This is a genomic window from Candidatus Tisiphia endosymbiont of Thecophora atra (assembly GCF_964026395.1).
GTDB lineage: Bacteria > Pseudomonadota > Alphaproteobacteria > Rickettsiales > Rickettsiaceae > Tisiphia.
In genome coordinates this window covers 1,201,835-1,228,788 of record NZ_OZ032145.1, presented here as the reverse complement: position 1 = coordinate 1,228,788, position 26,954 = coordinate 1,201,835, and the positions used below count along the sequence as shown (strand labels likewise).

Sequence of the window (26,954 nt, the reverse complement as noted above, 5' to 3'; positions counted from 1 at the left end):
TGAATATAGCCCCATATTTTATAGCCCTAATATGTACATACGTCGTAAAAAAAGTCCTAATAGTCCAAGGCAATCTATCCAAATAGTAGAAGGTTATCGTGATAGTAAAGGTAACGTCAAACAGCGTATAGTACGTCATTTAGGAGTCTTCGTAGATGAAGTAGAAGAAGCTAAATTAGTTGCCCTAGCACAAGATTTGATTGCCAAGATTAAAGCTGAGAGAGAAGCTGCAACTGGGCAGGGGAATTTGTTTACTGATGATACTAACAAGGTTAAAAGAGGTCGTCCAACTAACAAGCAGTTAAAAGATATTCTACCTGTTAACGAAGTAAAACTAAATGAGGTTGTAGAAGTCAAGCGAGTTGTTGAAGGAGTGCATCAAATAGGGGGGCATGTTTATGATCAAATGCATTTTAACCAGTTACTAGCAAGGAAACGTGACGCTGGGATGCTGAAGGATTTAGTGTTAGCCCGTATGGTAAGACCAAATAGTAAAAAAGGGATAGTTGAGTATTTAAGCGATCAATTTGACAGGCATCATGATCTAGATGCTACTTATCGGATGATGGACAAATTACATGAGCAAATACCTAAAATTAAAGAATTATGCTTTAAAAACACCCTAACCCTGATTCCTAATAAAGAGATTAGCCTAGTATTTTTTGATGTCACTACACTATACTTTGAATCAGTAGAAATAGATGAGCTAAGAGCCTTTGGCTATAGTAAAGATCATCGCTTTAATACTACCCAACTAGTTCTTGCCCTAGCAACTAATGAGGATGGATTACCACTTGGCTATGAGCTATTTAGTGGTAATACCGCAGAAGTTAGCACCTTAATTAAATCAATTAACAGCTGGCAAGCGTATCTTAAAGTTAAAGATGTCTGTTTTATTGCTGATCGTGCAATGTTTAGTAAAGCTAACTTGCAAGCTCTCGATGAAGGTGGTTATCGTTATATTGTGGCAGCAAAGCTTAAAACACTCAAGAAAGAAAAGAAAGAAGAAATATTATCAGAGGAAAACTATAAGCCTACTGTTATAGGCAATGATCTTACTTGGATTGCCGATCTAGAGCATGATGGTAAACGTCTAATTACCAGTTATAAATCTAAAAGGGCTATTAATGATGCACAGGAGCGACAAAAAATTTTAGATAAAATTAATAAGACTATTGGTGAGTCTGGTAGTACTAAAAAACTTATATCTAATAGTGGAGTAAAAAAATATACTTCTAGTGAAAATGGCAAGAGCTATATTGACGCAGAGAAGATAGAGCAGGATGCGTTGTGGGATGGCATACATGGGGTAATCACCAATGACCAAACTATAACTCCACATGAAGCAATAGCAAAATATGCTAGATTATGGGTAATTGAAGAGCAATTTAGAATCAATAAACATAATTTACAAATGCGTCCAATTTTTCACTGGACTAAGCAAAGGATAGAAGCACACATAGCTATGTGTTATATGAGTTTTGCAGTGCTTAAAACTATAGAATACAAGGTTGCTCTGACCCAAAAGATCAGTGTAACTAACATCGTTGAATTATTAATATCAGTACAGGCTTCAATCTTAAGACATACAAAGACTGGTGATCTTTATAGACTACCAAGTGCAATAAAAAACGAAGCTAGAAAAATCTATAAAACCTTTAACATCAAACGTTCAGACCATGATGCAATATATTTAAAATAACAAAATAATGTTGTGCCTAAATTTTAAAAATCCCAGCACTATGAGCCTTCTAAGCTTATGCCTTATTAAAAAATGCGGAAGTCGGGAGATCTCCTCTGCTCACGTACTAATGTACGCCTAGCAGCTCGACTTTGACACTCCTAGCTCTTCTTGAAGTTATACTATCGTCTACCAACTATTCATTTACGAGCAGTATATTTGTTATGTAATGATGTAAAAATATGCTTTGCAAGAGTTTGGCTGATACCTTTTACTTTAGATAATTCCTCAATAGTAGCATCGCATATTGCTTTATATGAACCAAAATAATGTAACAAGGCTTTTTTTCGGATAAGGCCAATTGAGTTTATGTCATCTAAACTAGAGACCTTAATAGCTTTGGAACGGCGTAGCCTATGATTTTTTATAGCAAAATTATGTGCTTCATCACGCAGAATTTGTAAATATTTCATGACTGGCAGGTTTTTATCGATTGTAAAAGCTTCTTTACCAGGCATATGAAATTGTTCGCATCCAGCATTTCTGTCAGCTCCTTTTGACATACAAACAAATGGAATTGCAAGATCAAATTCTGCCATTATTTTTTGTACTACTGATAGATGTCCTTTACCTCCATCAATAATCATTAAACTAACTATACTCTTTAGAGGTTCTTTTTTTAATTTTGTAAATCTTCTTGTTAGGACTGTTCTTAGCATTTCGTAATCATCACCCCCTTTGGCATCTCCCCCTTTGGCATCTCCCCCTTTGGCATCTCCCCCTTTGGCATCTCCCCCTTTGGCATCTCCCTTGGCAACAGGTATATTAAATATCCTATATTCTTTTTTATCGAATCCTGATTTAGTCGCAACGATCATACTACCTACAGCAAATGTTCCCATAATGTGACTATTATCGTAAACTTCGATTCTATCTGGTAGTAATGGTAGGTTGAATAATTGTTGTATTTGCTGGAAAATCATTTGATTTTTAGCAAATTGTTTTAAATGCTGATCAAGTGCTAGCTGGCCATTCAATTCAGCATTTTCTAATAATTTGACTTTATTACCACGGATAGGGTGTATTATACACAATTTATTATTACCACTAAGTTGTTTAATAGCTTTAGTTACTAATTCTAGATCAATGATTGGATGATTTATAATTATCTCATCTGGAACTGGATTAGTTTGATAAAACTGATTAATAAATTGTGTTAGAATCTCAGCTTTACTACTTTCATCCGTTTGAAACGGAAAATACGCTATATTTCCATAAGATTGACCAAACCTGTATACAAACAGTTGAATACAATAACAATTATTCTTTTCAACAATGGCTATAACGTCAGCATTTTTTATAGAACTACTAGATAAGGTTGATTTTAGTTGGATATAACTCAGTGCCTTTATCCGGTCTCGTATTTCGGCAGCAACTTCAAAACGTAATTGTAGACTTAATTGTTCCATTTTGTCAGACAGAGTTTTTTGTAGCTCCTTAGTTTTACCAGTTAAGAAGTCTCTTACTTGGCTAACCAGCTCACTATAATCTTCTTTACTAATTTTGCCAACGCATGGGGCAGAGCATCTACCAATTTGGTATTGTAAACAAGGACGCTTGCGGTTCTTAAAATAATTATCACTACAAGAACGTAGTTTAAAAATTTTTTGTAATTCTTTTAGGGTAGTATCTACTTGCTCTGAAGAAACAAACGGACCAAATAATTCACCACTAGATAAATTTTTTCCTCTATATTTAATTAATTGTGGGTAATCAGTATCCAAACGTAATTTGACATAGGGAAAAGATTTGTCATCTTTAAGTAATATGTTAAATTTTGGCTGAAACTTTTTGATTAATTGTGCTTCAAGTAATAAAGCTTCAATTTCGGAGTTAGTAACATTATACTCTAAATGATGTGTTAGAGATACCATGCGTATTGTTTTATTGTCAAGATCAGTTTTAATATAGTTAGTAAGGCGTTTTTTTAGATTCTTAGCTTTCCCCACATAGATAACTTGCTGATCAGCACCCAGCATTTTATAAATCCCAGGAAGATTAGGAGCATTCTCTAGATGAGATTTTATTAATTCACTACCTATAAGTTTAGAACCTATAAGTTTATATCTTTGTAACATAATTTAACTTCAGTTTTATGTAAGAGATCGGTTTAATAGCCTATTGTGTCATCCCATAACTGTTGAAAGTTAAAAAATCGTCATTGTGAGAAGCCGCTGCAAGCGGCGACGTGGCAATCCATGAAGCTTGTCATATAGATTGCTTCGTCGACCTACGGTCTCCTCGCAATGACGGTTTAAGCCTTACCAAGATAAGAATTAGTCAATTCTTATCCCAAATTCAGTAAAATTATCGAAACAATCAGATTTGAGACGGCTCTGCATCTGATTGTTAGATTAATATTTTGCTAAAAACTTGATTATCGAGTTATAGCTCAACTTGCAAATTACCTAGCTTTTTGGTAATTAATCCTATGCAGAAGACTAACAAACTGCACATAGTACCAACAAAGACCCCCTTTAGACAAGAATTATGAGTGAAAAAATATGTCCAAATGAGAAAAGATGTGGTTCCGCTTAATCCACATAAAACCATCATTCTCTGTGTTATAGTAATGTTGAAAAGAGCAAATACTAGAGGGACTAATATCAGTGGTCCCCAAAATCCGGTAATAAACATTACTAAATCAATTACATTATTAAATTTTAAGGCAACAATTATTGCAAAACTGCCAATTACGACATTAGTAATTCTAGCAATTAACAATAATTTCTTTTGATTTTGTATTTTAAAAATAGGATTTAATAAGTCCTTCACTAAGGCTATTGAGGTAACATTTAAATCAGAATCAGCGGTAGACATAACTGCTGCAAGTAAGCCAACTATCACAAAGCCTTGTAACCCTGAGGGTACTATTTGATCAATTAGGTGTGGTAATGCAAGATTAGAAGAATAGTTGGGATAAAGATTATAGGCAATCAGACCATTTAAGGTGATAAATATTAAGAATATAGCATATATAACTGATTTTATATATATAGCGGTACTAGTCTTTTTTGCATTATTATTAATTAGAGCCCTCTGAATAAAATTAGGATATAAGTTCATTACACAAAAACCTAGCATGACAGTTATCGTATTAATAAATATCTCACTGGCAAAATTGTTATTATAGATAAAATACACTTTTTCACTAGGTAGTTGTTGGATAAATTCAGTGATGCCAACTTTATTGAGACCACATATGGCAATAACTGGAATAGCCATTATCATTGCAAAGAATTGTAATAAATTAGTAAACATAATCGATTGTAATCCTCCAATAGTTGTGTAGATGATAACAATTCCATAACTTAATATTACTCCTTCTAAATAATTAATCTTTAAAATATATTGAAAAATATAACCACTAACGCTAATTTGGGCAGCAACAAAGCCTATAGATACCATAACAGACGCAGTGCCAGCAATAAAACGACCTGATATACTATAATATTTTACCATTATATCGCCAACACTTTCTGCTCCATAATGTTTAGTTATTTGGGGTACAAGATAAATAGCTATGAGTATATCAATTGGTAGAGTGAGTATTAGTCCGTAGCTATACGATAAATCACCGGAAAAGGCTTTTTCAGCAATACCAAAAGTAGCCCCCCCACCAACAGATGAAGCAAAAATAGTTGCAACCAACAATAGTTTACTATTGCTAGTCTTACCTTGAACGGTAGCATAATCTGTAAAACTTATAAGTCTAGATCTGTAATATGTACCAACAACAAGTATTGATAGCAAGTATACCAATACAATAATATTATCAAGGGTCATTCTAATTATTTTTATTGAAAGTGGCAGAGTATAATACCAAAAACTCTTTTGTATTACTTAAACTACGCTTATATGTTTAGAGTTCTAGGGGTAATATCATCCTTATGCATATTTATATTTGCGTATTCAATAACTGCAATCATCTTTATATAACCTTAGTTTGATGTAAGATATCGATTTAATAGCCTAGGGTGTCATCCCAGCCTCTTCAGATGTTACCCCTACTTGTGCCATTATGTCATCCCAGCGAAAGCTGGGATCTAAACCTATATAAAACATACCTTCTATGTTATTTTTTTAGACCCCTGCTTTCGCAGGGGTGACATTTGAAGGTGCTGGGATGATAATGGTAAGCAGGGGTGACATCACCCCTAATGGCAATGATTACTTGAGCCTACTATTAATTTATTACATCAATACTCGAGGTTATATATATCTTTTCTATGTTTTATAGCGACTATGAAAATCGTTTTAATTTTTGGCTCAATTCTATAGACAATACGATAATCGCTAAATCGAAGACGTCTATGGCCTTTCAGACTGTAACGTAAAGGTTTTCCAAAACCAATAGGGTCGATCATCAAACGCTCTTCAATAACTTTTTTAATAAGTGCCTTAGCTTTTGTAGAGAGAGAAGGAATATGTTTGTTTATTACTTCTTCTAAATAACGTACTTGATATTTTACTTCCATGCATCATCATGGCTATAAGTTTTGACACCGTCCTTATCAAGTTTCTCTGCTACTTTAGATAGATAGCAGTCCTCACGCATTTCTAAAGCTTCAAGAGCTAATTCACGTACTAAACTCGCAACAGACTTATGCTCCTGATGAGCTAAATGCGAGAGTAAACCAGCAGCTGTTTCTTCAAAAGTTACATTGATTCTTGGATTTTTTGTTGCCATGATGTATAATTTCATTAATGTTTAGCATAAGTGCAACGTAACACTTTTACATCACTTTGTCAAGGGATGTCAGAAATGATCCATGCTACAAGATCGTTTGTTACCGTCGAGTATTTGTAAGTGAATTTTGGTTATAGGTCTAGGTAATATTTTTTCAATTAGTTCTGGCCATTCAATTAAACAAAGATTACCCTGAAAGGCTTCTTCTATACCTAGTTCATAAATTTCTTCTAAGTAGTTTAAACGATAAAGATCAAAATGATAAATCGTGAATTTTGATGTCGTATAAATTTGTAGCAAATTAAAAGTAGGACTGATGATATGAGTATCAGAGCCACAAAAATACTTTATAATCTCTCGACATATAAATGTTTTTCCGCAGCCTAAATCACCGGAAAAAGTTATAATTGCACTGGATTCTAAATTTTTAGCAATAGTTTGTGCAAACGATATAGAGTCTTGTTCATTGTTTAAAATAATAGGCTCTTGTTGAAACTTCATTGGATATTCAAATTTGGGGGTGAATCAATAGAAGCTAGGAAACTAGGTTCACAGCAATTATCTTTTATCTAAATTTTCAAAAAAATAAAAAATATTTATCTAAATAACAAAACAACGTTTTTGTTGAATAAGTTTATGGCACACTTCAAGTAGTTTACGCATGCACGCAACTATAGCAACCTTTTTAGGTTTAAAATTGTTAACAAGCCTATCATATAAAGCTTTTAAATATTGAAAACTATTTTTGACACCATTTTTCCCCGCCAATACCGCCATGTATAAAGCATCTCGTGGTATTTTCCTGCCCCTCTAATAAATCTTCGTCCTTGCTTATTACCACTATCACGAGCATAAGGAGCTATCCCCACAATTGCTGACAATTCGTTACTACTATAATTTTTATTTCCTAATTCAGGTAAAAAACTAATTAGTTTTTTAGCTACGCATTTACCAATACCAGGCACACTCTCTAATATTTTTACCTTCTCTTTCAACTCTTCTGATTCATCTATTACCTCATTTAATTTCTTATCAAGCTCAGCTATTTCATTCTGTAAAAATTTAATGAGTTTTTCTATACTCTCTTTATCAATGCCATCAATACTATGATGTAGCCTCTTCTTTTCATTGCTAAGCATTAATACTAAATCTTCTCGCCTTTGCTGACATCTCTTCAAAGTCTCTGATTCAACTTGATATAAATAATTAGCTGTAAGTTGCATCTTATCGCCATAATATGCTAATTTAAATGCGTCCTTCTTATCAGTTTTACACAAATTCACCGATTTACTAAATGAATTAAAACTATAGGTATTGATCTTATGTATCTGTTGCTTATTATTATACAATTCTTGGCAAATCTCTGCTTCATAACCTCCAGTAGGCTCACATACTATTATCTTAATTTCTTGCTCTTTTATTAATTTTATCAGTTCTTCATGCCCTAACTTATCATTGGAAAAACAATTATATATCGGTTTATTGTTAGACTCATATAAACATATATCTAACCATTTTTTACTTACATCTAGACCTATTATTTTACTCATGATATAATCTCCTTCATCTTATTGTGCAAGGCTGCTGCTTCCAGCACCTTCTGCAATTTGTTCAAAGCAAACCTTGTAAGAGGGTACTTATTCTGTGCACGATTATTTCAATCAAGAACCTATCAAGTCACCCTCTTACAATTACTTATATCATAATTTAAAGATATAAGAACCTAGCTATTTATCCTCTTCTAGGCGATCAACCTTAGTTAAGAACCAATCTGTATTTTTAGAGATAAGGCTTCTAGAAAACGTCCATTCTTCTTGCATATATTCTATACTACTAGTTATTTTTTCACCTGTGAATAATACTTTTATGAAAATATTATTAGCGAATGTATAAGCTTCAGAAATTTTAGCATCTAGTACGCTGCCATTGACAAATTCTCCATAGGTTTCAGAAAAAATATGGAATTCTTGTATATATCTTTTATCCACCAATGTAAGTAAATCTTCAATATCATCATCATTAGAGGCTTCAATGATCAGTTCCAAGGCTGCTTTTGCACTATGTAAAAATTTTCTTGCTTTAAATGATGGAAGTTTAGCCGATACAGCTGCAAGACCAGCTATTATAGCAGTGGAATTCTCTTCAACTATTAACCCATCAAACTCCATAGGGTTAATAGGAGGGGTTTTTACCACGCTATGAGGCAAATTATTCTTAAAAATATTACCAGCAGCAGTTTTTGCTGTATAAGTAACGTCTTTGATTCCTGTTTCACCGAAAAAGGAAGATTTGCGTTTAGCTGGATCATCCTCTGATGTAGAGCCAAGAGTAGCAATTAGCCTATTTATAATAAAAAAAGCGACTCCAGCAAAAATTAATAACTCTATTATTTGAGCAGACATTAATATAACTCTATTAGTTTGAATTCTTTATATATCCCTGAATTCGATGTAACAAGTTAACACTAGAGTCAGCGTCATCCCTGTTAGAGCTGGAATGACACAATAGGCTATTAAACCGATAGGGGTAATTTAAAAATCACAATTAATAGTTGTTATAGATATAAATTTAACCACCATCGATGTCATTCTTAGCAACGGCGGGAATTTAGATATACGCAGGAACGATGTCATTCTTAGCAACGGCGGGAATCTAGAATCTCTAAAGCACCCTTCCTGTCTATTTCTTTAGCCCCCTGCTTTCGCAGGGGTGACATATACGATGGAATGACATCGAGTACATATTAAGCACTTTTTCCTTTATCTATTAGGCTTATAGCCCGACTTTTAAATTACCCTGTAAACCGATGTCTTACATCGAACTTAAGATTATACATATTCTATTGTAAAATTTAAAAATTTGGAAGTTATTTATGCACCAAAACACTTAGTGCAAGTACAAAATATGTTATAAGTGGTGTTATAAGTGATAATTATTATTTATTTTAGGTGAATATGATAACAAAATATTTTAAAAAAATCTTTAAAGCTAAATCCTGTAAATCACATACATTTATTGATTTTACTGCTCTAGGGAATTCGGAATTTAGGGATGTAAAAGTTGGTATAGAGGCATATCGTAAAAATGTTATAGTTTATCGATGTGTGAATTTAATAGCACAATCAGCAAGCCATGTGCCTTGGATAGTTAGTAAAAATAATCGAGGATCTTTTGAAAGAATAGCAAATCATCCTGTTTATAATTTATTGAAAAGGCCTAATCCAGAGAAAGCAGGAGCAGATTTTTTCGGTGAAGTGATAGCAAGTAAGCTGTTATATGGTAATGCCTATATTTTAGCTACATTAATGAATAATCGCCCCCGGGAGATTTACTTACTGCCTAGCAATGCAACTGAGTTAGTGTTAGATAAGAACTATCCGGTAGCGTATAGATATATGAGTAGTAGTGGAGAGAAAATTTATCCTATCTCAGCAATTAATCGAATGAGTAAGGTGTTACATTTAAAAAATTATCATCCTACTAATTCGTGTTATGGATTATCTTGCCTTGATGCCGCTTCTTAATTCCAATTCTTGGCATCACTTAAAAATTCCAGCTATGGCTAAACGAGATCAAGTATATTCTATTAATAATTATAAACATCAATATGTTAAAGGCGATATTTTACATGGTTTTCGAGATAATCCTGAATATCTTATAAAATTAGAACAGGAAATTGGTATACATAATTATGCTGCCCAATATTTGCAAGAGCCAATAGCTAATAATTGTATATTATTGAATATGGAGGATATTAGCTTTTATGAGAGCTTGCCTTCGATATTTGATTATTTTGTGCAAAGCTGGGATACTACCATTAAAATTTCAGAGAATGCTGATTATAGTGTTTGTACCTCTTGGGGCATTTTAGATAAGAGATATTATCTTGTATCAATGTTCAGGCAAAAACTTACTTATCCAGAGTTAAAGAGTCAAGTAGAGAAATTAGCCAAGAAATATTGTCCTAGATATATATTAATTGAAGATAAAGCAAGTGGTCAGCAAGTTATACAAGATCTAAGATTAGATGGAGTTGTTAACATAGTTGCCATAAAACCAAAACTTGATAAAATCACTAGATTTTCCTCAGTGTTAACTTTATTCCAATCTTCAGCCGTAGCTTTGCCAAAACAATCGGCTTTTAATACTATATTACTTAACGAATTGTTAAGTTTTCCACATTGCAAAAATGATGACATAGTTGATTCAGTCAGCCAATTTTTGAATTTTATAAAGAAACAATCTAACAAAGCAACAGTAAGGATACGAGGGTTTTAGTTGGTTACATTTATAAGTCATCCCCTGTTTGCTTTTTATCATAGTACCCTAAATTTTTTGTATGACCACTATTAATATGCCTTCCAACCGTCATTGCGAGGAGGCGATGAAATCGCCGACGTGGCAATCTTGTGAAGTATTACTCCTCACTTCACGACTCATCTTCGAGATAAATATGAGCAGAAATTATGCTATAGAACGTGAGTATTATGCGACGAGTGGAGTGTAGAATTAAATTCTCGTTACTGACTACATTTTTTCACCTGTGGAATTTTATAATAAAGAAATACTGATAAAAGTGTACTTTAATGACAAGAGTTTTTATTTGAAACAAAACAATGGTAATACACATAAGAAGCATTATGTTGACTAATTTTTAGTATGTCAAGTAGAAAAGTGATGTTTACATGACTACAAACTTCATTCCAAAACCGCTGCGAACCTGATTCTTTAGACGTTTAAAGCACTTTTTCGTCTCGAAGATGAGTCACGAGATCGCCACGGCACCTAACGGTGCCTCGCGATGACGATTATACAAAAAATGTAAGGTACTATGGAATTAATATACCCGTACCGTCAACAATTATTAGTACTTTGTCTCTTTTACTAATCTCATTTTATTTTTTTATAAATTTTTTTCATAAAACACTTAGTGCTAGAGATTTATAATATATATTACCATTAATTGTTGCAATTATAAGGTAATATGTATACTCAAAACTTACAGCAGAATCAAGTGATTCAAAATTTAATCATAAAATCTAGTACAGACAATAGCGTAGTTATTTCAGGTTATGCTAGTGTTTATAATATTTCTGACCAGCATAATGACCTAATTGTTAAAGGAGCTTTTGCCTCAGCTAATTATTCGCATATCAAGTTTCTTTGGCAACATGATTGGCAAAAACCAATAGGTGTAATTAAGTCTTTGATAGAGGATGATTACGGCTTAAAAGTTGAAGCTGTAATTAATAATAAAATTGAAAAAGGCAAAGAAGCTATAGAACTTGTCCGTCAAGGGGCAGTTGATAGTCTTTCCATCGGTTTTAATATAAAACTATCAAATTACAATAACTTAAATCAAAGAGTTATCACTGAAGCTGAATTAATGGAGGTTAGTATAGTAACTTTCCCAGCCAATTATCATGCTAAGATTTCGCATATCACAAAACAAGTTTTAATGGAAAAGGAGAATAACATGGATACAGAATTAATGACCAAACAAAACAATAACGAAAACAGTAATGAGATGAAAATCAATGAGTTACAGGAGAAAATATATAATCTAGAAAATTTTTTGTCTCGTCCAGAAATAGGGGGGATGCAAGATATTGAGTATAAAACAGCTTTTGATAGTTATATTCGTAAAGGTAGCCAAAGTGAATTAATCCAAAAATCCTTAAATAGTGGGGATCAAGAAGGCGGGGTATTATTAGTACCAACTTTATATAATAGTATAATCACTGAGATTAACGCTAGATCACCTATGAGGCAATTAGCATCAATTGAAATAATTTCTAGTAATGCCCTTGATATAGTAATTGAAGATGGCAATTTTGCTAGTGGTTGGGTTGGCGATCTAGAGGCAAGAGATGAAACAACTGCTCCTAAGTTAAAGCAACAGAGAATTTTTGTACATGACCTTTACGCTCAGCCAAAAGCTAGCCAAACTTTGATAGATGATTCAGCTATTAGGATAGAGAACTGGCTGATAGAACGTTTAAGAGATAGTTTTGTAAAAGCCGAAAATGATGCGTTTATTAATGTAGATGGTAAGAAGAGACCACAGGGTATTTTATCTGGATATCATGATAAAATAGAACATTTTGATATGGGTGAGCAAGTTACCGCAGAAAAATTACTGGATTTTATCAATTTACTTGATGAAGAATATTTGGCAAATGCTAGTTTTTTAATGCACCGTACTACCTTATCATTTATTCAAAAACTGCAAGATAATAATGGTCGTTTTATTTGGCAACAATCGCTCTCGGACTCTTTAAAGCAAACAATTTTTGGAGTGCCTGTGGTTTGTTGTTCTGAGATGCCTTTGATAAAGAAAGATAATATTGCAATTGCCATAGGTGATTTTAAATCAGCATATAAAATTATAGATCGTGGTGGTATTAATATCATGAGAGACCCTTATACCGATAAGCCATTTGTAAAATTTTATGCAGTCAAAAGAGTAGGGGGCGATGTAGTAAATCAGAGTGCTATTAAATTGGCGATGTTTGGTTGAATCAGAAATGAAACGTCTATTGGTGAGAAGGTGCTTGCACTACAACTGTCGAAAGTTAAACAATCGTCATCGCGAGGCGTCGACAGACGCCGTGGCGATCCAGGTAAACAGCGAAGCTGTTTTTTTAGAGTAACGCTTCGCGTATCCTAGATTGCCGCGTCGCTGTGCTTTGCACAGCTCCTCGCAATGACGTGTAGGAAAGATGTATTTACTAACTTTCAACAGTTTTTACTAGGTATTATATGCATAAAGAAAATATATTTAAAGTTATTGAATTAATTCCTCAGACTATTTGGACTTTAGTAGAAGTTAAAAACTATATGAGGATAGAAGGTAATTATGATGATGATTTAATTAATAGTCTAATAGATGCGGCAATTATGGCCGCTGAGAATTTTACTAAACTTACGATAATAACAAGGAGGATAGAATTTGTTTGCAATATTAAAAATCAGCAAAATTTTCAGTTAAAATATCAACCGATAAAGGAGCTAGTAAAAATTACTCTAACAAATAGTGATGGATCAGTGATTGAGTTGCAATCTAGGCAATATTACCTAGATATGGCTAGATCACTATTATATTTAAATAAAAAATTAGAAAATTGCCAACTAACGGTTGAATATTTTGCTGGTTATGACAGGATTAGTATCCCAGCATCAATAAGACATGGAATATTAATGCATATAGCAGAAATGTATGACAGAGAAAGGCAAAATGCTACTTCTTTGTCAACGGAAGTTAAAAATTTATATTTAGCATATAGACAATTAAAAATATAGTTAAAAATGAAAAAATCAATAGCACGTAGTTTGCAGCATCAGGTAAAAATTTTAGAAAATTTTTCTACAAGTGAAATAGAGCAAGAAAAATGGCAAGAGAAATTATCTGTTTATGCTGAAATAAAACCTATTTGTGATAATCGATTTATATCGATAGAACCTGTGAATTTTGGTCATATTATGACGGAAGGGTTTTATCTGTTTAAAATAAGATTTATCAAAGGTATTACCACCAAGATGCGTATATCATTTAGAGATAGGAAATTTGAGATTAAGCGGATTATTAACGTGGCAGAACAAAGTAAATTCTTGAATATCGTAGGGCTAGAAATATATGTCTGTTAATTTTATTCATGATTTTCACATGACAATATATAAATTATTATCTAATGACCAAGATATTAGACTTAGTGTTGACCGAATTTATATATCGGTAGTTCAGGATGCAAAATATCCGTTTTTACTAATAAATATTTTGAAAGTTGAAAATATATCAAGATTAGATCAAAATATTTACCAGGTGGAATTTGAGATAAGTGCTTTTGCTAGGGATAAAAACCAAGGTCTGTTGACTTTACTTGCTGAAAAAATTACTAATAAATTAACAGCTAATGCATGTATTCTTCAAGATTATATTGTTGCTAGTATGAAAGCATGTAATATAAATTTTCAGCGTAGTTCTGACCTTATAACTACTAAGCTTACGATAGATTATAAAGCTTTATTGAAGGGGAATAGTTAATGAAAATCAACTATTCCATATACTCAAAGATCAGAAAATGATAGAGTTAATAATATTGAAGGAAAAGGGAGTAATTGATATGGAAAAATATTTAGACCCAACAAATGATAGTCTGTTTAAGAAAATCTTCCGTGATAAGGAGAATTTAAAAGAATTTCTTAATAGTGTTCTTGATTTATCTGAAATGTACAGAATTAAGGAAATTGAATTTATTCCAGTAGAAGAATTAGCGGGGATTCATAAGGGTAGGAGAAGTGTATTTGATTTAAAAGTTAAAGATGAATCAGGAAACTGGTACATTATCGAAATGCAAAAAAGAAATGAAACCGATTATTTAAAAAGAGTACAATATTATTCTGCCCATTCATATGTTGGGCAACTTATAGAAGGTTTAACTCACTTGGATTTATTGCCAGTAATAGTGATTTCATTGGTAAAAACTAGAATATTTGACAAAGAAGTGCCTTATATAAGTATTCATAAAAATGTTGAGACTACTACTAATAAACAATATTTATTTGACCTCTCTTATATATTTATAGAGCTTGGAAAATTTAAAAAAACACAATTAACCAGTGTTGCTGATGAGTGGTTACATCTATTCAAATGTGCAACACAAGAGACAGAACCACCTAAAGATATTAAGAGCAGTAAGGTATTAGATGCTTACCATATGATTGAACGGTATAAGCTTACCCCAGCAGAATACGACTTATATATTAGAACCAAATTGCAGGAAGATGCAGAAGAACTTGCTCTAGCAGAAAATTTTAATGAAGGTAAAGCTGAAGAAAAAATAACAATAGCAAAAGAAATGCTAGCTAATAATGAGCCGATAGAAAAAATAGTTAAATATACAAAATTATCAATAGAAGAAATAGAACAGATAAAGAAATAAGCTTTGTATACTCAAATGATTTGGAGAAATTAAATGATTAATCTTGAACAAGAAGATTTTTTATTATTGAAATCTATCTTAAAAAAATATCCATATACATTTAAAGCATATGGCTCTCGCAGTAAAGGTAGCAATAGGAAATTTTCTGATCTTGACCTCTACATTATGGAACTAATAAGTGATGAAGAATTACTTAACTTGCAAGAGGAATTAGAAGAATCTGATTTGCCAATTAAAGTAGATGTTAAAAGATGGCTTGTTGATATGAATGAGGATTTTAGGTCGCTGATAGAAAAAGATATAACACATTTATAACCTCAATTTCGGATTAAAATTTTTAATTTTAATCCAAAACTGGCTTTAATATAAGGAAAAATGCATTCTTAAAGCGGCTAACGCAAATGCATTTTAAACCTTTCTAAAGCTAAAAACATGATTTTAAAAAATTAAAATCATGTTTTTAGCAAAATATTAATTTAACAATCAGATGCAGAGCCGTCTCAAATCTAATTGTTTCGATATGACAAGCTTCATGGATTGCCACGCTCACGTACGTTCGCTCGCTAATAGACATATACGTCTATAAAACGTCATTGCGAGGAGACCGTAGGTCGACGAAGCAATCTATAATTTTACCGAATTTGGGATAAGAATTTGTCAATTCTTATCCCGAATTCGCGTATTTATAGGAGAAATTATGAATTTTCATGATATACGTATGCCAAAATTTATTGAAACTTTTGCTGTTGGCAGACCAGAATTTGCTACTTCTTGTGCTATGACATTATCGGGCAGGGAAGTAAGAAATTTAGATAGAGAATATGCTAAACAAAAATATTTGATTAAAAATTGTCGTCTGAGTAGTCTCGAATTTGAACAGTTTAGTTCTTTCTTTAGAGCAAGAAGGGGAGGGAATTTTGCCTTCCGCTTTAGAGATAATGTCGATTATCAAGTATCAAGGCAAATTATTGGCAAAGGTGATGGGGAACTAACGCAATTCCAACTGGTTAAACTATATGAAGACCCAATTTTGCCCTATGCTAGGATAATTAGTAAACCGGTATTTGCTAGTGGAGAATTCTATGTTAATAATATCAATACAGAGGTTCAAGTTGATTATAATACTGGAGTAGTAAGCTTGCCAAAACCATTAGATAAAGATCAAATTTTGACAGGTAATTTTATTTTTGATGTAGCTGTGCGATTTGCTAGTGATAGTTTTGAGTATTTTTATTCTTCTGATGGGTCAATAGAATTATCTCCCATAGAACTATTGGAGGTTGTATGACAGTAGCTTTAGCAGAAAATATTGATAATCCCATAGCTGAATTACAGGGGTTTACTTATTGTTTCCATATAAAACTACAAGATAGTCTTGATCTGTATCTTACCGAGTCTGATAGATCTTTATCAATTGATAATGTAATATTTGTTCCGAATTCTGGAGTGACTTTAAAGGAAGGAGGATTTAATGATTCTGCTCAGAATTACATTATCTTAGAAGGAGTTTTTGAGAATGAGGGAGTAAAGCAACAGCATGATTTAGCAGAGGCTATGGTCAAGATATATGTTTGTTTTGCTAACTCTTGTAGGCATTTTGTTACTTATCGCTGCATCACTTATACTAAAAGAGATTTGGATTTTACTTTACGTTTAGAGCCAAATATAGATGTATATAATCAGTCATTATTGCAATCTTTTAGTAAGAATTGTCGTGCTAATTTTGGTGATTTGAAATGCAAAATAGATAAAACAGTTTATAGTCAGATATATAATATTAAGGAAATGTTTGGTAGAACTATGGTCATCTCAAACCTTGATAAAGAAAATGGTTATTTCAATTATGGGGATGCTACTTTAGATGATGTTCAAGCTGATGTTCAATTTTATAGTAAAATCCTTAGTCATTCTGAGAATTTAATTACATTGGATAAAACAATTCCCGATAGTATGAAGCATAATAAAACTGTTTTACTTACTGTAGGTTGTGATAAAAAATTTACAACTTGTTGCAATAAGTTCAACAATGCAGTAAATTTCAGAGGAGAGCCATTGATTCCTGATGATAACTTTATCAAAGTGATTTAGGTAAGGCAGAACCAATGTCATATATCGTATGAACGATGTCATCCCAGCGAAAGCTGGGATCTAAAAAATAGACAGGAAGGGTGCTTTAAACATTCTAGATTCCCGCCTACGCGGGAATGACATCGTTTTTGGTCTTATAAGTGTCAACCATAGTACCCTACATTTTTTATATAACCACTATTAAAATGGCTGCTGATCGTCTATTAGCGAGGAGTCGCTGAAAGCAGCAATCCATGAAGCTTGTTATATAGATTACTTCGTCGACCTTACGGTCTCCTCGCTAATAGACGGTTTAAGCCTTACAACAGTGCTTCGCTAATAGACGATTTTTTAACTTTCAATAGTTGTGGGAAGCAGGGACATATACGATTCAGTATAGTTACTGGCAATTACTAGAACCTTTACCCATCCCTACTGTAGTGTTATAGCCACAATCTACATAATGTATTTCACCAGTAACTCCTTCTGCTAAGTTACTCAGCAAATATAATGTAGCCCCTGCAACATCACGCTGAGAAGTGTTTCTGCGTAACGGCGATGCAGCTTCATGAAGAGCTAACATAGTTTTGAAATCACTAATACCACTAGATGCTAGAGTTTTTATAGGGCCAGCTGATATGGCATTTACTCGGATGTTATTTGATCCCATATCAGTTGCAAGATATCTTACGCTAGATTCTAACGCAGCTTTAGCAGGTCCCATGACATTATAATTAGGGACTACTTTTTGTGAGCCATAATAAGTTAGAGTAAGGATACTACCGCCGTCTTTCATCAAAGGTTCTGCACGTTTTGCCAAGGCAATTAAAGAATAACATGATATATTCATGGTATTAAGAAAGTTAGACAAAGAGGTGTCTATGTATCTGCCTTTTAATTCGTTCCTGTCAGAGAAACCTATAGAATGAACCAAAAAATCGAGTTTGCCCCACTTTTGCTCAATAATTTTAAACAAATTATCAAGTGATTCTTCATTTGTTACATCACATGGAACAACGAAATCACACTTAATTTCTTCAGCAAGTGGTATAACGCGTTTTTCGAGTACTTCTCCTTGATAGGTAAGGGCTAAGTTTGCACCATGTTCTTTGGTCATTTGAGCAATAGCCCAAGATATTGATAAATTATTAGCGACACCTGTAATTAATCCTTTCTTACCATCAAGCAAACCAGTGACTTTAACTTGCATATATATTCCTTATTTTTATTAAAACCTTGCCCAAACAATAGCATGATGTATATTTCTGTAAACAACTTTTATCAAAATAACATTAATGTTCTCATCCAAAATATTCACCCTAATTTCAGGTATGATTAGCGGTTTAGTTTTTGCTCCAATTTTCTTTATACCTGGATTACTTGCTTTGGCACTGCTGTGTTATCAAGTACAAATTGCTAATAGTTGGAAAGAGGCATCTATATTAGGCTTTATATTTGGTTTTGGGCATTTTTTAGTCAGTATATACTGGATTAGTATAGGGGTTACTGTTTATATTGATGAATTTTGGTGGGCAGTGCCACTGGCATTATTTGGTCTACCAATTATTTTGGCTTGTTTCACTGCTGCAACCTGTGGTTTTGGATTCCTAGCCAAGAATCATCATTTTTATCAGTTTATCTTTTGCCTTTATTGGGTATTTTTTGAATGGGTAAGATCATGGATATTTACCGGGTTACCCTGGAATTTGCTTGGATATGCTTTTTCATTTTCTGATACTCTCATCCAGTCCTCTAGTATTATAGGAATATATGGTTTAAGTTTTATTGTAATATATATATCAACTAGTTTTTATCATATCTTTACTAAACAATATAATCTATTAAAAATATTATTAGCAAATTCATTGATAATAATCTCTCTAATAACTTCCTACGGTTTATTAAAGCTCCATAACAATCCTACCAGTTTCTCAAATATAAAAGTCCGACTAGTTCAGCCAAGTATTCCACAAATTGCTAAGTGGGACGTTGAAGAATTCTGGAAAAATTTTAATCTTCATATCGCATTGTCTAGAGAGCCGGGCAACGTAGACCTAATTATATGGTCGGAAGCTGCTATGGTAGCACCGCATGATTACCAACCAATCAAAATAAAAATATTAAAGATGCTAAAAATTAAAAAGGCAATTTTAATTACTGGTGGTATAACAAATAATGGTAAGAACGGGGAGGATTTTGAAATTTATACGAGTTTATACGCTTTAACAGAAGTGGGAAATAAATTATTTGAGTATCATAAATCTCATTTAGTACCATTTGGTGAGTATATGCCTCTCAAATGGCTATTACCATTTAAGAAATTAACCGCTGGGTTGTTAGATTATACCGCAGGAGATAGACAGCTCGTTAGTCTTGATAAACCTAATATAACCATAAAACCACTTATTTGCTATGAATCAATTTTTCCAAATTTTGTCCGAACGAGTAATAAACTCTCAGATGTGATCATTAATGTCACTAATGATGCATGGTATGGAAACTCCACTGGTCCATACCAACATTTACAGATTAGTCGTATGCGTAGTGTAGAAAACGGTCTTCCTATGCTTAGAACGGCTAATAATGGTATATCGGCTGTAATAGATCCCGTAGGCAGAATTATTCAACAACGTCACATCAATGAAGTAGGTTATATAGATAACTTACTTCCTAACAAGCTAAAATTTGAAACTTTATATTCACAATTTGGAGATATATGTGCCTTGTTAGCAATAATAACTACCCTTATTAGTTACATATTAATAAAAAATATTATTAATATCAATAAAAAATTACTTGATTAAGCTAGAATATTATACTATCATTAGTTGCAATAGGTAGAGAAATATTAAATTATTATAACAATGAATAAATATAATGAATCAAAAGAAAGAATAAATATAATTGTAGGTATGCGTTTAAAAAAGCGTCGTATAATGCTCGGCATGAGCCAACAAGAATTGAGTGAAGCTATTAATCTTAGTGTAAAACAGATACAAAAATATGAAAATGCTACTACCCCCATAGCTGGCAGTATATTGTATTTTTTTGCAAAAATATTAAATGTATCTATTGAATATTTTCTTGATATGACTAAAACTACTGAGGTATCAGAGGATTACCTATTTGGTACGCAAGACAACAATAGTCTTGTAAATAATATTATTGCTGAAGATAAAGCAGAGTATTTAGTACCTTTAAAATACGATACAGAAAAAGAAGTATCTTATCTTGTGGAAGGATTTACCGAGATTCAAAATCCACATATTAGGCAGAAAATAGTTGAACTGATTAAGTCAATAGTAGCATCTCAAGGTAATCAAATATAAACCGTAGTAATTAACTAGCTTTACAAGTTGGTCAACTATCGAATTTGGGATAAGAATTGACTAATTCTTATCCCGAATTCGCGTAGCTAGGGTTATTTTTTTGCTTTACTAGCATCAATATCATAAAAACTCCTTGCTCTTTCAACTATCAGATCAAACTGTTCTTCATTGGGAGTTTGTGGTGTAGCTCCTTCAATAAATGTTCCACCAATAACCCCTACATCATCAGCACTACTGCTAGGTAAATGCTTTGGATGCATGTAAAAATACCAATTTACTGCTTGCCCAGAACTAGTTTTACCATTACCTAAATTAACTGAAATTAAATATTTCACATCTTCAGTATCTTGGTTTTTTAACATAATTAAATGTCCTTGGCCAGGAGTCATTGCATTATCATTATCAAGTTCTTTAGCACCAAGACCGGTACAATCTACTATATATTTAGTTTTAATTTCTGCAAAATTTTGAATTTTATTTTTAATAAAAGGTACTTTCTTATTTTTTAAATAAGTTGTCAAACTTATCATCATTTTTGGTACATTGATCAGAATTCCGTCATCGTAAGCTACCATAACTCTTGTTGTACCATTACCAAAATCAAGTACTACATCTTTGGCTGGTTGCATTACCCCGGCAGTTACATAAGGTTCTAGATCTGATTCTTCCCTAGTTGGAAAGTAAGCTGGCATTATAACAGCTCCATCTATAAAATTACTCTGTTGTTTTTTAGCAATAGCAGAATAAACTTTATAAGCATTAACAGCTATTTTATTCATCATGGGTCTTGCATTTGGTGGATAATCCATGAAAGAAGGCTTAAGCAATCCACCAGCATTATTAGAAGCCAGTCCATCAAATTGGTCAGCAATAATAGTGATGTTACTATACCCCTTTTCAATCAGATCATAAGCACTCCATAACCCCATAACACCAGCTCCGATAATAGTAATGGGAGTATCAGGTTTTAAATCAGTAGCATATTCTGATTTTTGCAATAATTCATTAACATAAGCAATAGCTCCTGGTGCTAATGTCCAACCGCTACCACTATGACCATAATTATGGGCAATAACTTTATCACCTAGCTTAGTAACAGTCATATTTGGTATACCATGCCTTGTAGGGCGATAACATATAATTCTTTGACCAAGATTAACAGCTTCTAGTTTTAGTGGGACAATTTTTCGTATTTCAGGTTGAGCTTGTGGTTGAGCGTACACCGTTGGTAACATAAATATTAGAACCATAGCAAAAGATTTAACAGAATTAACCAATATGTTCCAATATTGATATAGAGTAGGAGGTAGTAACTTCAATAAGGTGGTAAACATATTTAACTCATTAATTAAAGTTGATTATTAACTATTAGCAACATCATACGCATTAGTCTATTATGTAAATAAATCTGATCTAAAGATATATTATTTTTATTAGCAATATGTGATAATTTCCTTTCAAACAGTAGTTGAATATATAAGATGTGTTTTAGTAAATAAAGACATAAAATTTTTGGAAGTGGCACTTGCTACTATTTCTAGGTTTGTTTCCTTTATTTCAGCTATTTTTTCTGCTACATATTTAACAAAGGCTGGCTCATTTTGTTTTCCACGCATTGGAACAGGGGCTAGGTAAGGAGAATCTGTTTCAATTAATAATCTATCTAGTGGAATATAACGTACTATATCCTGTAAACTAGTTGCATTTTTAAAAGTTACAATTCCAGCAACCGATATATACATACCAAGGTCAAGCATTTTTTTTGCCAAATGTTTTGAGGAGGTAAAGCAATGAATAAGACCGGTAAATGGTGCATTTTGCATTTCACTGCTTAAAATATCAATGGTGTCTTCTTCTGCTTCTCTTGTATGTACTATAATTGGTAACCCGGTACTTTGAGATGCTTGTATATGCTGTTCAAAAGACCCAATCTGTTTATTTTTGTCGGATGTTTGGTAATAATAATCAAGACCAGTTTCACCAATACCAATAATTTTGGGGTGATTACAATATTCCATAATAGTTTCGTACGAGACAATTTCCTTGACTTCATTGGGATGAACACCGCATGAGGCAAATATATTGCCGTATTTTACGGTTATTTCTAAAATAGCCGGTAATTCCTCAAGCGTAGTACAGATAGTCTGCATGTACTGAACACCATTATCCTTAGCCCGAGCTATTATTGTTGATAAATCTTCTTTTAACATGTTAAGGTGACAATGAGAGTCAATTAATATCATGAGCGTATCCAATTTTTTGAGACTATTCTATTAGCAATTATATTAGCAATTTTTTCTACTTCATTAAGTGGGACATAATTATACTGTTCAAGCTGAGTTACAGATTCGTCTAATATTCTCGCTATTCCTAATTCTACCAATTTTTGTATAAACGATAGATGTTTAGGTAATTTAAAATTATTAGGGCAAAATATGTAAAGAGGCTTGCCAGTGGAGGCTGCCTCACTACACATTGAAATCGAATCAGCAGTGGAAATTATGTAATCTGCCTGTGATAACATACCAAAATAAGGGTTAGGTTTAGTGTTTTCCTCTGTTGGATCATAAATAATAGCAGAGGAAGATACATTGTTTTTAATAATTTCTTTTGCTGAATTGGGGGTGCGTCTACTAAAACTAATAAACAAGTTATATTCTTTGCTTTTTTGTATAAGATTAGATAATATTGTTGCAATTTGGTGAGCATTATCATCGGTAAAAGTATAATTTTTACTATTACCACCGATAATTACTGAGATAAATTTCCCAAGTTTTGGATAATTTTTACGTAATTCAATGCCACCATCCTGTATTTTTGCTTGGACATTGTTCAGAGCCCCAGTAATTCTCAATATACTCAAATCACTTGAGTACATATTTAGTTCTTCCTTACTAACTTTATCATGGTGTGGTAAAATAATTAGATCAAATTGCTTGAGCGGTAGGTTAGGGTGCATAATTTGAACAATTTTTATTCTACCATTAGACTTATGTTTTAAATAACTTGCTAAAGAAGCAGTTCTTCTCCCAGCAGAAATTATTAAATCTGGGAATCCTTGCCTGTCTGTAATAGTTTTCCACGATTGTAATAGTTCCTTTTTTACATGGATAGGGCTTAATCGAAGTAAGAAATTTGGCAAATTACCCCAAAAATTATATTCAATAGGTTTTAATTCATAACCAAGCTTGATATTTTCTGCTAGAGCTATGGCTTGATTAACGTTACCTACGCAGCTGTCAGCTAGTACCCAAATTTTAGGTTTAGTAGTATCTATCATATTTTTTTTCTATATATATTATTATTGCTAGCTCAAGCCTTATTAATAGCCAGTTGACCATTAGTTGATTTTATGTTTATCGTATCACCGCTCATGATACTACTCGAAAGAATCATTTTGGCAAAATGATTCTGTAGTTCTCGTTGAATAACTCTCTTTAATGGTCTAGCACCAAACATTGAGTCATAGCCTTTATCAGCAAGGTAATTTATAGCTGATTCATCAAATTGCAATATAATATTTTGTTGCAAAAGAATTTTTTTCAGATTATCCAGTTGTATTTTAACAATATCATGTATGTTGGCACGATTTAGTTTATGGAATAGAATAATCTCATCTAGCCTATTTAAGAATTCAGGTTTAAATACGGCTCGTACATATTCCATTACTTGTTCTTTGATTTTATGTTGATCATCTTCTTCTCGTTGATTAATAAGTATTTCAGCTCCAAGGTTAGAAGTAAGAACAATAATGGTATTTTTAAAATCAACGGTTATCCCTTGACTATCGGTCAGTCGTCCTTCATCTAAAATCTGCAGCATGATGTTAAAAATATCTGAATGAGCCTTTTCTACTTCATCAAATAAAATAACTTGATAAGGTCTCCTACGCACTGCTTCTGTTAAAGTTCCTCCCTGTTCATAACCAACATATCCTGGAGGGGCTCCAATCAAACGTGATATCGAATGCTTTTCCATATATTCAGACATATCAACTCTGAGAATAGCGTTACGATCATTAAATAAAAAAAGTGCTAAAGCTTTGGTTAGTTCAGTTTTCCCAACACCAGTTGGACCTAAGAATAAAAATGACCCAAGTGGTCTATTAATATCTTGCAAACCAGCACGAGATCGACGTACGGCATCGCTGATTCCTCTTATAGCTTCATCTTGACCGATCACTGACTTGCGAAGTTTATCTTCCATAGCTAGTAGTTTCTCACGTTCGCTTGATAGCATTGTATCAATCGGTATACCAGTAATTCTAGATATGATTATAGCTATATCGTTTTCCGATACGACTTCTTTTGATAGTTTGTTATCTCCTCCTTCTATTGCTTGTTGTAGTTTCTTAGTCAAATCAGGAATAATACCATATTTTAGCTCACTAGCCCGTGCAAGATCGCTACTTCTTTCTGCTCGTTCAAGTTCTGCTTTAGCTTTTTCTAGTTCCTCTTTTAATTTTTGCTCAATATGTATTTTGGATTTTTCAGCTTGCCAGCTAGCACTCATATCATAAGAAAGAGATTCAAGTTTTTCTAATTCATCGGTTAAGAGGATAATTTTCTTTTTTGAATGTTCATCATTTTCTTTTTTTAGAGCTGCTAGTTCAATCTTTATTTGAATAATACGGCGATCAAGTTCATCCAATTCTTCCGGTTTAGTAGATAATTCTATTTTTAACCGACTACATGCTTCATCAATCAGGTCAATGGCTTTATCTGGTAAGTAACGATCAGTAATATATCTATTAGATAAAGTGCTGGCAGCAACTATAGCACTATCAGCAATTCTTACACCATGATGTAATTCGTATTTGTCTTTAATACCACGTAAAATTGATATAGTATCTTCTACTGTTGGCTGGCTAACGTAAATTGGCAAAAACCTTCTAGCAATCGCTTGATTTCTCTCGATATATTCACGGTACTCATCTAGGGTGGTAGCACCAATACAATAGAGTTCCCCTCTAACAAGCATGGGTTTTAGTAAATTTGATGCATCCATAGCTCCATCTGTTTTGCCAGTTCCTACTAAAAGATGTAGTTCGTCAATAAATAAAATGATTTCCCCACTAGATTCTTTAATCTCGTTTAATACCGCTTTTAGTCGTTCTTCAAATTCTCCGCGATATTTAGCCCCAGCAATTAAAGCTCCCATATCAAGTTCAATGATACGGCAATTTGCTAGCGTTTCTGGAATGTCTTGGCTAAAGATTCTTTGAGCTAACCCCTCTATTATGGCTGTTTTACCAACTCCTGGCTCTCCTATCAGCACTGGATTACTCTTCATTCTTCTTGATAAAACTTGTACGGTTCTTCTAATTTCCTCATCTCTGCCAATTATTGGATCAAGTTTACCAAGTTCTGCCAGCTCAGTAACATCTCTACCATATTTCTTTAGGGCATCGTAACTACTTTCAGAAGATTCGCTATCTGCTTTCTTACCTTTTCTTAACTGCAGAATTGCGGCGTTTATTTTTTTACTAGTTATTGAATTCTCTGATAAAATTTTACTAGCAGATGTCTTATCGTACGATAATGCTTCAAAAACTCGCTCAATAGTGATAAAACTATCAGCATTATCCTTAGCAAGATCTAAGGCTTTATTAAGTAATTTTAAGCTTTCCGATGATAAATAAATCTGTCCTCCTCCCTCAATTTGTACTTTTGGGATTTTGTTTAATTCTATAGTTACAGCTTTATTTAAATCGTCTAAGCTACTACTCAAAATATTAATGAGATTAGTAATAATGCCGCTATCATCATTTAACAAACTCGCCAGTATATGTAATGGCAATAGTTGCTGATGATCATTTTTTGCTGCTAAGCTTTGGGCATTAGAGATGACAGATTTTGTATGTGTAGTAAATTTATCCATGTCCATTTCAATAACCTTATAAATTTTAAATTAGGTCAAACTTTACTAGAATATATCATACTATTTGACCCCACTAAGTATTTTATATAATTAATGATTAATAATAATACAAGGGGCTATAACCACAACTATTGAAAGTTTACAAATACCTATACCACAACGTCTATTAGCGAGCGTAAGCGAAACAATCTATAGATAAATGATGTTACTGGATTGCTTCGTCGACCTTACGACCTCCTCGCTAATAGACGTATAGAGAAGCTGTATTTAGTATTTGGCATAGAGAAGATGTCAGCATTGCTTGG

At 32.9% G+C, this 26,954-nt stretch carries 24 protein-coding genes and 1 pseudogene; 13 read left to right on the top strand and 12 right to left on the bottom strand.

Features of this window, described 5'->3' with window-relative positions; genetic code table 11:
* Positions 1-31 precede the first annotated feature (31 nt).
* Positions 32-1,702 (top strand): IS1634 family transposase, encoded by a 1,671-nt coding sequence (locus tag AAGD45_RS05925; protein ID WP_341761024.1) that lies wholly within the window; start codon positions 32-34, stop codon positions 1,700-1,702.
* 179 nt (positions 1,703-1,881) lie between these two features.
* On the opposite strand, the gene uvrC is transcribed toward AAGD45_RS05925, so the two are convergent.
* From uvrC to AAGD45_RS05890, 7 genes are all read right to left on the bottom strand, one after another.
* Positions 1,882-3,819: an excinuclease ABC subunit UvrC gene (gene uvrC, locus AAGD45_RS05920; RefSeq protein ID WP_410521060.1), complete on the bottom strand. Its 1,938-nt coding sequence runs from the start codon at positions 3,817-3,819 to the stop codon at positions 1,882-1,884.
* 307 nt (positions 3,820-4,126) lie between these two features.
* Positions 4,127-5,536, bottom strand: a complete 1,410-nt coding sequence (locus AAGD45_RS05915) for a sodium:solute symporter family protein (protein ID WP_341762227.1) — start codon at positions 5,534-5,536, stop codon at positions 4,127-4,129.
* 404 nt (positions 5,537-5,940) lie between these two features.
* Complete coding sequence (locus AAGD45_RS05910) at positions 5,941-6,219, bottom strand: type II toxin-antitoxin system RelE/ParE family toxin (RefSeq protein WP_341761023.1); 279 nt, start codon at positions 6,217-6,219, stop codon at positions 5,941-5,943.
* Entirely contained in the window at positions 6,210-6,446 is a 237-nt protein-coding gene (locus tag AAGD45_RS05905) for a DUF6290 family protein (RefSeq protein WP_341761022.1), read from the bottom strand. The genes AAGD45_RS05910 and AAGD45_RS05905 overlap by 10 nt, the downstream gene beginning before the upstream one ends.
* Before the next feature lie 54 nt (positions 6,447-6,500).
* Positions 6,501-6,932, bottom strand: coding sequence for a tRNA (adenosine(37)-N6)-threonylcarbamoyltransferase complex ATPase subunit type 1 TsaE (gene tsaE, locus AAGD45_RS05900; protein ID WP_341761021.1), 432 nt, complete (start codon positions 6,930-6,932; stop codon positions 6,501-6,503).
* Positions 6,933-7,156: 224 nt separating this feature from the next.
* Positions 7,157-7,981, bottom strand: coding sequence for an IS110 family transposase (locus tag AAGD45_RS05895; RefSeq protein WP_341761020.1), 825 nt, complete (start codon positions 7,979-7,981; stop codon positions 7,157-7,159).
* Between the two features lie 177 nt (positions 7,982-8,158).
* Positions 8,159-8,833: a hypothetical protein gene (locus AAGD45_RS05890; RefSeq protein WP_341761019.1), complete on the bottom strand. Its 675-nt coding sequence runs from the start codon at positions 8,831-8,833 to the stop codon at positions 8,159-8,161.
* A gap of 552 nt (positions 8,834-9,385) precedes the next feature.
* Between AAGD45_RS05890 and AAGD45_RS05885 the strand changes: the two are divergent.
* The 10 genes and pseudogenes from AAGD45_RS05885 to AAGD45_RS05840 form a co-directional block, all read left to right on the top strand.
* A pseudogene (locus AAGD45_RS05885) lies at positions 9,386-9,952 on the top strand (phage portal protein); the annotation flags it as partial.
* Between the two features lie 37 nt (positions 9,953-9,989).
* Complete coding sequence (terL, locus tag AAGD45_RS05880) at positions 9,990-10,709, top strand: phage terminase large subunit (RefSeq protein WP_341761018.1); 720 nt, start codon at positions 9,990-9,992, stop codon at positions 10,707-10,709.
* A gap of 706 nt (positions 10,710-11,415) precedes the next feature.
* Positions 11,416-12,951: a phage major capsid protein gene (locus AAGD45_RS05875; protein ID WP_341761017.1), complete on the top strand. Its 1,536-nt coding sequence runs from the start codon at positions 11,416-11,418 to the stop codon at positions 12,949-12,951.
* Between the two features lie 242 nt (positions 12,952-13,193).
* Positions 13,194-13,733: a head-tail connector protein gene (locus AAGD45_RS05870; RefSeq protein ID WP_341761016.1), complete on the top strand. Its 540-nt coding sequence runs from the start codon at positions 13,194-13,196 to the stop codon at positions 13,731-13,733.
* A 6-nt stretch (positions 13,734-13,739) separates the two neighbouring features.
* Positions 13,740-14,078 carry a phage head closure protein gene (locus AAGD45_RS05865; protein WP_341761015.1) on the top strand — a complete coding sequence of 113 codons (339 nt, stop codon included), beginning with the start codon at positions 13,740-13,742 and terminating at the stop codon, positions 14,076-14,078.
* Positions 14,068-14,475, top strand: coding sequence for a hypothetical protein (locus tag AAGD45_RS05860; protein WP_341761014.1), 408 nt, complete (start codon positions 14,068-14,070; stop codon positions 14,473-14,475). The genes AAGD45_RS05865 and AAGD45_RS05860 overlap by 11 nt, the downstream gene beginning before the upstream one ends.
* Before the next feature lie 37 nt (positions 14,476-14,512).
* Positions 14,513-15,373 (top strand): Rpn family recombination-promoting nuclease/putative transposase, encoded by an 861-nt coding sequence (locus AAGD45_RS05855; protein ID WP_341761013.1) that lies wholly within the window; start codon positions 14,513-14,515, stop codon positions 15,371-15,373.
* 33 nt (positions 15,374-15,406) lie between these two features.
* On the top strand, positions 15,407-15,688 hold the full coding sequence (locus AAGD45_RS05850) for a nucleotidyltransferase domain-containing protein (protein WP_341761012.1): 282 nt from the start codon (positions 15,407-15,409) through the stop codon (positions 15,686-15,688).
* A gap of 382 nt (positions 15,689-16,070) precedes the next feature.
* The gene (locus tag AAGD45_RS05845; RefSeq protein WP_341761011.1) at positions 16,071-16,661 is read left to right on the top strand and encodes a TIGR02217 family protein; all 591 of its coding nucleotides are present in this window, start codon (positions 16,071-16,073) and stop codon (positions 16,659-16,661) included.
* Entirely contained in the window at positions 16,658-17,461 is an 804-nt protein-coding gene (locus AAGD45_RS05840; protein WP_341761010.1) for a DUF2163 domain-containing protein, read from the top strand. The genes AAGD45_RS05845 and AAGD45_RS05840 overlap by 4 nt, the downstream gene beginning before the upstream one ends.
* Before the next feature lie 379 nt (positions 17,462-17,840).
* Here the strand turns inward: AAGD45_RS05840 and AAGD45_RS05835 are convergent, their stop codons facing one another.
* Positions 17,841-18,650 carry an enoyl-ACP reductase gene (locus AAGD45_RS05835; RefSeq protein WP_341761009.1) on the bottom strand — a complete coding sequence of 270 codons (810 nt, stop codon included), beginning with the start codon at positions 18,648-18,650 and terminating at the stop codon, positions 17,841-17,843.
* 85 nt (positions 18,651-18,735) lie between these two features.
* On the opposite strand from AAGD45_RS05835, the gene lnt reads away from it, so the two are divergent.
* Together lnt and AAGD45_RS05825 are read left to right on the top strand one after the other, a co-directional pair.
* Complete coding sequence (gene lnt, locus AAGD45_RS05830) at positions 18,736-20,244, top strand: apolipoprotein N-acyltransferase (RefSeq protein ID WP_341761008.1); 1,509 nt, start codon at positions 18,736-18,738, stop codon at positions 20,242-20,244.
* Between the two features lie 60 nt (positions 20,245-20,304).
* The gene (locus AAGD45_RS05825) at positions 20,305-20,769 is read left to right on the top strand and encodes a helix-turn-helix domain-containing protein (RefSeq protein ID WP_341761007.1); all 465 of its coding nucleotides are present in this window, start codon (positions 20,305-20,307) and stop codon (positions 20,767-20,769) included.
* A 92-nt stretch (positions 20,770-20,861) separates the two neighbouring features.
* Here AAGD45_RS05825 and AAGD45_RS05820 read toward each other — a convergent pair whose 3' ends face one another.
* The 4 genes from AAGD45_RS05820 to clpB all read right to left on the bottom strand — a co-directional run bounded on the left by AAGD45_RS05820 (position 20,862) and on the right by clpB (position 26,655).
* Positions 20,862-22,103 (bottom strand): FAD-dependent oxidoreductase, encoded by a 1,242-nt coding sequence (locus AAGD45_RS05820; protein WP_341761006.1) that lies wholly within the window; start codon positions 22,101-22,103, stop codon positions 20,862-20,864.
* Between the two features lie 123 nt (positions 22,104-22,226).
* On the bottom strand, positions 22,227-23,009 hold the full coding sequence (locus AAGD45_RS05815; RefSeq protein ID WP_341762226.1) for a TatD family hydrolase: 783 nt from the start codon (positions 23,007-23,009) through the stop codon (positions 22,227-22,229).
* Entirely contained in the window at positions 23,009-24,049 is a 1,041-nt protein-coding gene (locus AAGD45_RS05810) for a mitochondrial fission ELM1 family protein (RefSeq protein ID WP_341761005.1), read from the bottom strand. Before AAGD45_RS05810 ends, AAGD45_RS05815 begins: the two co-directional genes overlap by 1 nt.
* Before the next feature lie 32 nt (positions 24,050-24,081).
* A complete protein-coding gene (gene clpB, locus AAGD45_RS05805) occupies positions 24,082-26,655 on the bottom strand; it encodes an ATP-dependent chaperone ClpB (RefSeq protein ID WP_341761004.1) in 2,574 nt (857 codons plus the stop codon).
* Positions 26,656-26,954 lie beyond the last annotated feature (299 nt).